Consider the following 11,064-nt stretch of genomic DNA (forward strand, 5'->3'; position numbering starts at 1 on the left):
TTTATGAAAAAATTATTACCGACTTCAACAGCTGGCAGCTTGCCTAAACCCTCTTGGCTCGCGCAGCCGGAAACACTCTGGTCACCGTGGAAATTGGAAGGTGATGAATTAATCGATGGAAAACAAGATGCGTTGCGCCTGTCACTGCAAGAACAAGAACATGCAGGTCTTGATATAGTCGGCGATGGCGAGCAATCGCGCCAACACTTTGTGACTACGTTTATCGAACACCTCGAAGGTGTTGATTTTGAAAACCGCGAAACTGTTCGAATTCGCGACCGCTACGATGCAAGCGTACCAACAGTAGTTAGTGCCGTTAGCCGTAAAAAACCAGTATTTGTTGAGGATGCAAAATTTTTACGTGCACAAACCAATCAACCAATTAAATGGGCTCTACCTGGGCCTATGACCATGATTGATACGCTTTCTGATAAACACTATAAAAGCCGTGAAAAACTCGCGTGGGAATTCGCGAAAATTCTCAACCAGGAAGCGAAAGAATTGGAAGCCGCGGGAGTGGATATTATCCAATTCGACGAACCTGCATTTAATGTGTTTTTTGACGAGGTGAATGACTGGGGCATCGCGACACTGGAAAAAGCCATCGAAGGGCTCAAGTGCCAAACCGCTGTACATATTTGTTACGGCTATGGCATCAAAGCCAATACCGAGTGGAAAAAAACTTTGGGTTCAGAGTGGCGCCAATACGAGCAAATCTTTCCGAAACTGCAAAAGTCCAATATCGATATGATCTCGCTGGAGTGTCACAACTCGCATGTTCCTATGGATCTGCTTGAGCTGATTCGCGGTAAAAAAGTGATGGTAGGTGCTATCGACGTAGCCAGTAACACCATCGAAACTCCAGAGGAAGTTGCCAATACTATTCGCAAAGCGCTTCAATTTGTGGATGCAGAAAATCTCTGCCCTTGCACCAACTGTGGCATGGCTCCTTTGCCTCGCCATATCGCTAGAGGCAAATTACAAGCCTTAACAGCGGGTGCAGAAATTGTTCGCAGAGAGCTACTGGGGAAATAAAGAGAGTTCTTGGGTAAACAAGCCGAATTTACAAATCGCTAATGCACAGCTCAGGAACAAAGTGAGGATTGAATCGATAGACTTTAAATTTTCACTTGGTTACACATGAAAAAAAATGGTAATTTTTAAGCATTCAATTAACTTTATTCATGTGATCAATCATGCTCGAACGAATCCATTTAGCAGTTGTACGCGAAGTTGATCGCCAAGGGTCACTCACTGCTGCCGCCGAAAAACTGCATCTCACCCAATCAGCGTTGAGCCACACGGTGAAAAAGCTGGAGCACAATTTGGGTACCGACATTTGGATTCGCGAAGGGCGCAGCTTGAAGCTGACCCAAGCGGGGCAATATTTACTGGCGGTTGCGAATCGCGTGCTGCCGCAGTTGGATCACGCGGAGGAGCGCATTCGCCAGTATGCACAGGGCGAACGCGGTGCATTGCGCATCGGAATGGAGTGCCATCCTTGCTATCAGTGGCTACTTAAACTGGTCTCGCCTTTTTTGTCGGCTTGGCCGGATGTAGAAGTCGATGTAAAACAGAAATTCCAATTCGGCGGCTTGGGCGCGCTCTTTGGTTATGAAATCGATTTGCTGGTAACGCCCGACCCGCTCTATAAACCGGGGCTGCACTATGAACCTGTGTTTGATTATGAGCAGGTATTGGTGGTGAATAGTGCGCATCGCTTGGCGAAAGCTAAATACATCGAGCCAGATGATTTAAGCAGCGAAGTATTGATTACCTATCCGGTAAGCATTGAGCGGCTGGATATTTTTAACCAGTTTTTATCACCCGCCGGCGTTAGCCCCAGGCGCCACAAACCCATCGAAACCACCGACATCATGATGCAAATGGTCGCCAGTGGCCGTGGTGTGGCTGCCCTGCCCCGGTGGCTGGTAGAAGAATATGCGAGCAAGCTCGATGTCATGCCAGTCAAACTCGGCAAACAGGGCATTCACAAAAATATTTATTTGGGCGCACGCGAACCTGATATGCAGATAGATTACCTACACGCGTTTTTCAATTTGGCTCGTCAATATCACGAGCCAAAAGCCTAACCTTAATACCACTCAAAACGCGACCCTTCCGGCAGACTGTGGGATAATGCCGCTACTCTCATTTTGGGCGGTAAACAGGCCACACAAAACAATTTATCTATATAGATCAAATACATAAAAGATTGATTCAATGAATGCTATAGAACCGACAGACCAACATACTCCCATGATGCATTGGTTTTATTTCCTTTAAATTCAAAAGCTTATAAAAAACATTAAGCCACGGCTACATTTAGACCTACAGAAATATCTTTGCAATGTTATGCACTACAAAGATATTTCAAGCGACGCCAAAACGAGAAGTCACACCACCAAAAGTTGGTTTACATACTCATACCACTTGAGCAGCTTTTAGTAGGACGATTTAAGTCCTCACACATTTCTTCAGCTTTATATCGTGACGCATATGGACCAGCAACAATGCGCCCCGATTCATCAGCAACCGCATAATGAATTATAAATTTAGGCTGACCAGGAAGGTGCTTTTCAGGATTATCCACAGAAACTTCAACAACCGTATATTCACTCATTAATTCACCTCTGCCATGAGCTAATTCACTTTTAAATAAGGTTTTAAACCAAGCAATTTATTACAACACTTTGACCACTTATTGTTTTGGCAGACAATTCTCATTGTTTTCTTGGCGACTAATTTCTGCCTGTACCTTAATCGCTGAAGAATAAGGAAAAGTTTGAGCGCCAAAGAGCAACGCAACGAATAAGAACATTAGCCCTGCACCAATATAAACTGCGACCTGAACGACACTAAGTGATTTAGTCAATATGGGCATCATAAGAAATGCCCATGAAACAAACAGAAAAAATATCCCCGCTGCTATGTTGTACCAATAGCTTAACTTGTCAAAGAATCCTAACTTCACCATTACGTTTCCATCAACAAATTTTACGGAACCTGAAGCTCTTCGAAAATGAAAGAATGGAAGACGGCCATTTGAATCTCTATGGATCTGAAAAAGCCGATCCCGATATTGCTTCTCTCCCGCAATATTTGTGATATATAGAAAATATTCTCGATGAAGCTCTTGGGAAATAAAATTTCGGAAATTCTCATCTAACAAATTGCAAGATAACGCCTCCTGCAAGCGCTTAATTTGCTTTTTCTTCCGACTTTCAAGGAAGTCAAAAATCTTAGATGCATTCATTACGAATGCAACAATCAGGAAAACCGCAAACCATAGAACATTTCCCGACTGTAAAACCTCAAATACTTTTCCTGCTATTTCGATCATATACAGCCACCCCAAACCTATTAACGGTTAGCTTTAGATAACAATTTATTAACTTCACTGAACCAACTTTTGCAATGCATGACACGCTGCTTATGCAGCTTATTGTTCAATATTTCCGCCTTCGTCAATCCAGACAATTGCTCCCAGTTATTCTCAATAACATAAGTTGCATTGTTGATTTGGGTACACTCCAAAATGAATAAGGACTTTGCTGGAAAACCAAAAACAAGATATCCCGAAAAACCAGCACGCCCTACCGCAACAAACTCTGGCTCAAACACATTAATAGACTCAAATCTTTTTTCTATAACAGCCTTATTTCCTTCCGGTAAATTGTTAATTACCGGCGAGATCAAAGTTTTAAGCTCCCCCCAAGGCTTTCTACCTTTAGGCAAAATATCCCAGTTAAGCTTTTTAATTGGCGAACTTATAATAGAATCAAGATTTTCATTTCTTAGCTCGCACATCCCAAATATTTCAAGAAATAGATTTACCGTATGCGTTATTAAACATTCATTTCCTGCATTGAAAATGACTTTAGATGCTGAAATCAATTTTCCACCTGAGGCGTCACCAACGATAGACAGCTCCACTGAAGGTGCCTCAACATAATCTCGTTGATATCGACTGTAGGGAATATCAACTATTTTCGACATTTCCTCATATTCATTACGCCCACAAAATTGCTTCCACTTCCATTCACCTTGGCGATAAACACGTTCTTTTGGCAAATCCTTTAGAGCAATATGTTTCCCTTGTGAATTAAATCGGGCAACCGAACCTTTAGCTGAGGGTAGCACTGTCTCACCAAAATCAAACATTGGACTGAAGCCACAATTAACGGCACTGACCAGATCAATGTGCTTTAGAGGCACACAAATAATCACCGGCTTATCATTAGCCAATCCCTTTGCATAACCACCTATCGATTTGATCCGCTTTTTATTAATCAGCATGCTTTACCTCACTCATATTGATGAAACTTGCAGCTACCCAAATGTTTTCCGTTTTTTCACTCGCATACTGCAATTCTGCAGAATGCGAGTGAAGCAAACCAATTACTTCTCCTTTCTCACCCCCTTGAACGGTGTTTTATTAGATGTTTTCACATCCATAAAACGACCAGTTTCAGCGTCACGCTTTACATAATGACCTGACGGAGTTTTAACTTGGGAGCGCCCTTTAACAGCGCCATTACGATGCCCATCACCCCTTGGCGGATTTGTTGCCATAAAAAATTCCTCTTAAATTATCGGTTTTAACCAGACCACATTGAAAATGAGCTTTTGCTCACAGAGATAATACTAATCACAATTTCTGATTAAAGCAAGCCGTTTATCGAGAAAGATTTAAGGCTTTATATATAAACTCTTTGCCTCCAGAGGGGGCAATTTCCTCTGACCGCATAACCAAACCATCTGAAACCAGCCTTTTAAGGCGTGTACTGGCATTTTGTACTGATATATCGAGAGCTTTGGCTACATTGGCAGTGGTGATTTGACCATGTTTGAACACCAGTAAAACTAGTTCTTTAGTCGATTCGTTAAGTGATGGGCCAATAAAAGTAACCTCCCCACCCTTCTTCAAAACCGCCAAGTTCTGCTCCTTAACCAGTGCACCGGCATGCCAATTGGCAATAAGGTCGGGATCATCAGGATTAAATCCGCTCAAAATAAACCAACGCTCCCCTCTCAAATGCCTAGCAAGTGAGATAACACTTTCCCTAGGAAATGATGAGTCAGTCGCAATAATGCCAACCATAGAAATTTCAAACACTTTCTGCTCAGGATGCCGATCCACATACGCCATCAACTCCTGATAGGTTTTTTTCCCCTGGACATTTCCAAAGGGATGATCTTTTCCATCCGTGTAGTCAATTAGGTTTATCATAGAACTTCTGCTTCATAGCGTTAATTTAAGCTGAATTGAATATATACTAATTAAGATAAAAATCAAAACAAACCTGAGTGCCTTCCAATATCGGTAAATCGAATTTGGGCTTTACTTCAAATAATTGGCTGTTTCGATAAACTAGCTTCAATTCCAATGTCTTCTGACGAATTGTTATATCGGCATTATATCGAGCCGCATAATCCTGACTCTGCTTTAATCCTAGCCCTCTCGTCTCACCATCAGGATCCGTACCAAATCGACTCAACTGACCATTCACAAAAACTTTTTGTAGCAAATATGCATCTGTTTCTTTTTTAGTGAAATCAAGTTTTTTGTAAAGCTCTGGATAGTGCTTGTTCAGCCGGGGCTTCAATGTTTCCAAAATTCCTAAACCGCTGTCAGAAACAACTACTTGAATGTGCTCTCGCGGATATTGGTAGCGTTGCATGGCAGCAAATCCCAAAATGGGAGAAGAACTATGATCCCGAACATTTCCAATTAGCTCGGAAAAAATAGTAAAAATAGGTGTCCGATATTCTTTAGCTGCGTGTTGCATAAATGCATTTGTGAGCGCCTTAGGGATTGCCTCATCCAGATCCTTTGGATCAATTGCGGCTATTTCCACCAAGTTTTCTGAATTCCCTTGGTATTGCTTGGCTCGCGATTCAGCGGGCCGTTTCGGTAATATAGAAACAGAGGGCAATAGGTGATCAAAAAAGCCCAGCCTATTCAAATAGTTTTTGGTTTTTCCACAGAGAGTGAAATCCAAAGTAATTTTTTTACCTCTATGAACACATTGGTTCGCCAAAGCAATAATTCGCGCCCCTGCAATGAGTAATATCTGGCAGTTCGCAGGAAAAATTATAAGGTACTCATCTGCATCATTTTCAAAAAAACAACCAGCATCACTTAAACCTTGCTCAAACAGCACAGCGCAAATCCACGAGTCAGATATAAATTCAAGTGTGTGTTTTTTATTTGGTAACGGATACCAACGAAATGATTCCTTGTCCTGATATAAGCCAGCACTATCCCGTGCAAGTAACGAATTGACCTCTTTCTTATCTACACCAAGAACCTTAGCTATCTCCCTACCTAATAAGCCTGGCTTGCTATTTACAATTTTAATTATTTTCTGCTTCATGCTTTTACTCAGAGTTCCATGACATAAATTTGCTCGGCTACCGATCTTCCTCATTACAAACTTTTAATATTCCAGAAGTTTTTTTATAGGTCAATTGGGTTAGTTTTCCAAACATCTTTCGCCAAAGCAATCAACAGTGCATGTCGTCTTTCAATTGATGTGGCATCCCAAATAGAAAAAGACTCGAGCTTTTCATTTATTCTGGAGATCGATGTATTTTGTCCAACAACTGTCAGCTCAACCAAACTACGGGTCAGATAGTTCCCGCACTTTTTGTACTCGTTTTGCTTAGTTGAGTAAAAATCATTGCCTGCAATTATGTTGATTGGCTTCTCTAGCAAAGTCAGGTTACCAAGTCGATTTTTGTAGTCCTCATAAACCAAATTGGGATTATCAGCTGCCCATGTTGCACGTAGTTCAGGTGATGGCGTGTTAGGCAAAATATGCTCTATTTCCAGTTTAGTAAACGGTTCTAAACTACCTGCCGTCTTGATTCCACTGAATGCCATATCCACATGTTGTGTTAACCGCGCAAGTAAATAGCGAGTGCGGTATTGCTGCATAGAGTACAGAGTGAAGCGTTTGAGCGCATCACCCAATTCTTGAGATTTACTCGCCATATTTTTTTCAAAGCGATCTGCAATAAACGCGTTTAGTTTTTCCTTCTGCTGCACTGGATCAATAATTTCTGCGATTGAACGCAATTCATCTGCCCATAGAGAAAAGCTACGCTCTAAATCCTTAGTGGGTGTTTTGGTGAAGATATAGTAAAATAGGAAACTCTCAAGCTGCGCCACAAAGTGATCGAACAATGGCTTGGGGAAGTTGGCAGCCGCCAACAATAGAACGTAATGCAAACTAAAGGCACCGCCCGCAAGCAATCTGAGATTGTCGATAGCAAGATTATGGTTTCCATCGTTGCCCCGGCCCTTCGCAAACGCCAAGTAGTGTTCAACACTTCTAATAACCTTACGTACGAATTCGAAAGGTTTATTGGTGTAATCACATAGCGCGGCGTTATCTTTAGCTATAAACCAATCGTAAATTTCGTCCTCACGGACTACTGCATCACCACGACTATTTTTAATGCTGTAATTAGCCATCAAGAAATAGCGCAAAAACCTCAGAGGTTTTTCTTTTGCCAACTCTAAAGGTTTAGTGATCTTCTTCCATTCATCCTTAAGCTGAGTAAACTGTGTTTGCTTAACCTGAGTAAATAACAGGTTCTTTAGCAAATCCATAGGGTTGAGGCCCACGCCACGCTCATTAATGGTTTCAAAGATTTTCAAAGCGCTACTAACATCTGTAGAAATTTGAATAAACGCGACATCATGAGCCAAATAAGCCCAATATTTTTTTAACTTTAACTCATTATCATAATTTTCCTTTAAATAACTAAATATCGTTCCATAAGCACCAATGAGATTTTCCAAGGAGCCAAAACTTGCAATACCGGATGCCTGTATACCTGCACGAACAGCCTGAGGATCAGCATCTAGCTCAACTAACTTAGCAATCGCCTCCCCTGCATTCTCGTATCGAGGCTCCAATTTCAAGCTGGATCTAACTTCACCAGCACGATCGACATATCTCGTGTATACAAGCCCATTAATCAATTCTCGATTTTCGGTATCTTTGAACAAATGCCGTAAAGCACAAAGCAGCAGATAAAACGTAGTTAGACGCTGTTGTCCATCTATTACATCGTAATGCCCACGCTGATCGGTCGGTGAAACTAAAATAGTTCCAATAAAATATTCTCGAGTTGAGCCTTCGTCGATCTGTTCATTAATATCTTCTAGAAGTTGATGAACTTCCTTATCTGTCCAGACATATTCACGCTGATAGTCTGGCACAATGTAAAAGCACTCACGAAAAGCTTCTTCAATACTGTATTTGTGGTTCTCCATTCTTGCCATTATTAAGCTCTCTTGTATTAAATAAACTCATGTAACTTAGCCATTGACCCAAGTACTAGCCACTAAAAATATGAGGTTTTATTGGAGAAAAGCTTCAAGCTCTAAATCTAAAGATTCAGTGATTGTAGTACCTGAATCGAAACTCTTTAAACTAAAACTGTTTCCAGAATTTTTTCTGTCGAGCGTAAATAACTCTTGTCGCCTTGTAGCTTTATTATAAAAAAGCGAAATGTAAGGGTATAAACAGATAAACTCGTCACCATAGCTAATGTAGACCTTACCTTTTGAAAGTGAAGCACTGGCCTCAAATTTTTTGCTTTCAAATGCAGGGTGATCCCCCTTTAGTAAACTTACTGTGTATATTGGTTTTCCAGACTTCAAATTCATGTCTATATCTTCAATAAGAATAAAGTTCCATTGTGTTAAAAATTCCACAGATGCCAACATGAAATTCAACGTATTTTTTTGAACAGCCCCTGCCTCCCGATACTCATAGCTATTGACGGGTCCCCGACCATGCTTAAAGTCATTAAGAATTTTTACAATTTTATCAGTTGTTGCGGAAGCAAAGTCTGACTCCTTTTTGCCCGCCCCTTTAAACCAGATAGAAGAAAAATCTGCGGCAAGAGGAGACGAATCTAATGTTCTGAGTAAGCTGCAACAGCTTTGAAATACAGTTCTCCAATGCCCTGGGGACATTCCTTTTTGCAGATTTTCAACATTAAAAGCAGCATTCAATTGATTTAGTGGCTCATTTATTTCGTCTACATGTTTTTTTACTAAACTCAAACCAACACTTGCCATAAACGAGAGAAAATGCTCCCCGTATTTCATTTGCCTATCATAAATTGCTGCATGTTCACGCTCTACGTAAATATTTCTATACGCATAAGCTAGAGGAAAAGGGTAAAGGTTTTTTATTTTGTATTGGATATCGTCTTTCTGCGCTAATGCAGATTCCAAGGCATGCGCTGTAAGTCTAATTTGATTAAAATTAACCGATAAATCAGCCTCGTTGGCACCACCAAAAATTGACACCCTTAACTGTGAAGCTTTTTCATATTCATTTTTAAGGGCTAATTCAATCTCATTCATCTCTTGAATTAATGCAATAATATTTGATTCTGGCACAGGAACTTTGATGGGCTTAATTTTCGCTAAAGATTGTGTTTGAACAACGGAATGATGGGATGCATTTGAGAAAGCACGTACTCCTTGCTCTGAATTAATAAATTGGGTAATAAACTCTATGAGCTTAGTATCAATTAACTTAAATCTAATGATGAACAGAGTGTCTGATACAGCAATGCCCTCCTCACCTGGCTTAACACAATAGGCGGCAGGTGAGTCACCTATACGTTGCAACAAAATATCATAGGCTTGCGTACGCTGAATCTGTTTTAAATACTTAGTAATATCTCTTTTTTCTAATGAATCAATATCAATACATTCGACTCTAACATCTCGCCCTTGGATTATTGGATCTTCTCCTATGGGAGTTTGCGCAAGACTAGAACCTCTTATTATTTCTGCAAGATCCGATAGAGGCTTCCATATTTTAGCAAGATTGAAATTCGTACCTTGTAGCTCATGGTCTAAATACTCATCAGGCACGAGATTAAAGTCATTTTCGATAATGGTCTGAATAGGTATGATTTTGGCTCGAATACCATCATTGGTAACTCTCGCTCGCTGCAAAATTTCATCAATTGATGGCTCATCAATTAAACGTCCGCCTCTCTTTATTTCTATGAAGCAATCGTCAGCATTAACAAATTTAATTTGATTATGGTTATCATTCGAATTTTCGAAAATTAATATTGCACACTTCAGGCTTGTGTGACGTAACAATTTCGAGGGTAAGCTTATAACTAACTTTAGTAGCTTTCGTTCAATCCAACTTTTCCTGACTAGTTTTGCATCTCCTTGATTAAATAATTGCCCCACATTTACCAAATATGCCGCTTTGCCTAAAGGCTTTAAGAGATTTAATCCTAGTTCAATGAAATTAAGTGAGACCTCATTGGTAAATCGATAATTGTAAAGCCCATCTCTATATCTATATGTCTCATCATTCTTTGACATTCGAGAGACAGGTGGATTGCATAAAATGACATCAAATTTCGATTTGAAATCACGATCTAGGATATCGAAAAAGTTTAAATTGAAAAGCAAGTGTTGATTTGCGTTAATTAATAAACTGTATAGAACAGCAATGAAATAAGAGTTTGTATTGATTTCTATACCTGTAAACTTTGGTATAGATTGACTCACATTCGTTAAAGCTTTCAGGAAGCTTCCGCTACCCATAGCAGGATCCAATACAACGTCAGACGGTTCTACTTTAAGCAATCTGACCATTGTCAGAGCCACACCGTCTGGTGTTGAATTAAGATCGAAACTACTTTGACTGGCAATCCAATAAAGGACACTAATTAAGTGGGTTTCGGTAACCCTCTCGTGCTGAACCTGGCAAACAAGCCGATGTAAAGCAGGATGTTCATAAAGTATGTCGAAAGCTTTAATATAATCGTAATTTATATTAGAAAAATCTCTGGTGAAATCATCAACTACTTTCCTAATGAAATCTCCTAGATAATGTTTTTGATCTGCATGGTTTAACCGAATATTTTTACCATGAAATGCCAGTATAGTAAGAAAAGCCCCAACAGCCGCATGATCAAAAGAAACACCCGTACTTCTAACAATATTTGCATAATCCCAAATGTAATTTTGCAGCATCAGCTCTTTGCTATTTTCCATAA

The 11,064-nt window shown here is 40.2% G+C and carries 10 protein-coding genes; 2 read left to right on the forward strand and 8 right to left on the reverse strand.

The window, feature by feature from the left end:
- Positions 1-3 precede the first annotated feature (3 nt).
- The gene (locus SPL68_RS13370; RefSeq protein ID WP_323815668.1) at positions 4-1,035 is read left to right on the forward strand and encodes a methionine synthase; all 1,032 of its coding nucleotides are present in this window, start codon (positions 4-6) and stop codon (positions 1,033-1,035) included.
- Between the two features lie 161 nt (positions 1,036-1,196).
- On the forward strand, positions 1,197-2,093 hold the full coding sequence (locus SPL68_RS13375; RefSeq protein WP_323815669.1) for a LysR family transcriptional regulator: 897 nt from the start codon (positions 1,197-1,199) through the stop codon (positions 2,091-2,093).
- Between the two features lie 323 nt (positions 2,094-2,416).
- Here the strand turns inward: SPL68_RS13375 and SPL68_RS13380 are convergent, their stop codons facing one another.
- From SPL68_RS13380 to SPL68_RS13415, 8 genes are all read right to left on the reverse strand, one after another.
- Positions 2,417-2,623, reverse strand: coding sequence for a hypothetical protein (locus SPL68_RS13380; RefSeq protein WP_323815670.1), 207 nt, complete (start codon positions 2,621-2,623; stop codon positions 2,417-2,419).
- A 78-nt stretch (positions 2,624-2,701) separates the two neighbouring features.
- Positions 2,702-3,343, reverse strand: a complete 642-nt coding sequence (locus tag SPL68_RS13385; protein WP_323815671.1) for a hypothetical protein — start codon at positions 3,341-3,343, stop codon at positions 2,702-2,704.
- Between the two features lie 20 nt (positions 3,344-3,363).
- Positions 3,364-4,299, reverse strand: coding sequence for a hypothetical protein (locus SPL68_RS13390; protein ID WP_323815672.1), 936 nt, complete (start codon positions 4,297-4,299; stop codon positions 3,364-3,366).
- Positions 4,300-4,401: 102 nt separating this feature from the next.
- Entirely contained in the window at positions 4,402-4,575 is a 174-nt protein-coding gene (locus SPL68_RS13395; RefSeq protein ID WP_323815673.1) for a hypothetical protein, read from the reverse strand.
- A 103-nt stretch (positions 4,576-4,678) separates the two neighbouring features.
- Positions 4,679-5,233 (reverse strand): winged helix-turn-helix transcriptional regulator, encoded by a 555-nt coding sequence (locus SPL68_RS13400; RefSeq protein ID WP_323815674.1) that lies wholly within the window; start codon positions 5,231-5,233, stop codon positions 4,679-4,681.
- Positions 5,234-5,279: 46 nt separating this feature from the next.
- Positions 5,280-6,380 carry a hypothetical protein gene (locus SPL68_RS13405; RefSeq protein ID WP_323815675.1) on the reverse strand — a complete coding sequence of 367 codons (1,101 nt, stop codon included), beginning with the start codon at positions 6,378-6,380 and terminating at the stop codon, positions 5,280-5,282.
- An 83-nt stretch (positions 6,381-6,463) separates the two neighbouring features.
- Positions 6,464-8,299: a DUF262 domain-containing protein gene (locus tag SPL68_RS13410; protein WP_323815676.1), complete on the reverse strand. Its 1,836-nt coding sequence runs from the start codon at positions 8,297-8,299 to the stop codon at positions 6,464-6,466.
- 78 nt (positions 8,300-8,377) lie between these two features.
- Entirely contained in the window at positions 8,378-11,062 is a 2,685-nt protein-coding gene (locus tag SPL68_RS13415) for an N-6 DNA methylase (protein WP_323815677.1), read from the reverse strand.
- Between the last annotated feature and the right edge of the window lie 2 nt (positions 11,063-11,064).

This window comes from Cellvibrio chitinivorans, from assembly GCF_035117775.1.
Lineage (GTDB): Bacteria > Pseudomonadota > Gammaproteobacteria > Pseudomonadales > Cellvibrionaceae > Cellvibrio > Cellvibrio chitinivorans.

Coding starts and splice junctions, on each gene's coding strand:
- SPL68_RS13405 (WP_323815675.1), bottom strand. CDS start 6,380: ATGAAGCAGAAAATAATTAAAATTGTAAATAGCAAGCCAGGCTTATTA.
- SPL68_RS13380 (WP_323815670.1), bottom strand. CDS start 2,623: ATGAGTGAATATACGGTTGTTGAAGTTTCTGTGGATAATCCTGAAAAG.
- SPL68_RS13390 (WP_323815672.1), bottom strand. CDS start 4,299: ATGCTGATTAATAAAAAGCGGATCAAATCGATAGGTGGTTATGCAAAG.
- SPL68_RS13385 (WP_323815671.1), bottom strand. CDS start 3,343: ATGATCGAAATAGCAGGAAAAGTATTTGAGGTTTTACAGTCGGGAAAT.
- SPL68_RS13395 (WP_323815673.1), bottom strand. CDS start 4,575: ATGGCAACAAATCCGCCAAGGGGTGATGGGCATCGTAATGGCGCTGTT.
- SPL68_RS13410 (WP_323815676.1), bottom strand. CDS start 8,299: ATGGCAAGAATGGAGAACCACAAATACAGTATTGAAGAAGCTTTTCGT.
- SPL68_RS13370 (WP_323815668.1), top strand. CDS start 4: ATGAAAAAATTATTACCGACTTCAACAGCTGGCAGCTTGCCTAAACCC.
- SPL68_RS13415 (WP_323815677.1), bottom strand. CDS start 11,062: ATGGAAAATAGCAAAGAGCTGATGCTGCAAAATTACATTTGGGATTAT.
- SPL68_RS13400 (WP_323815674.1), bottom strand. CDS start 5,233: ATGATAAACCTAATTGACTACACGGATGGAAAAGATCATCCCTTTGGA.
- SPL68_RS13375 (WP_323815669.1), top strand. CDS start 1,197: ATGCTCGAACGAATCCATTTAGCAGTTGTACGCGAAGTTGATCGCCAA.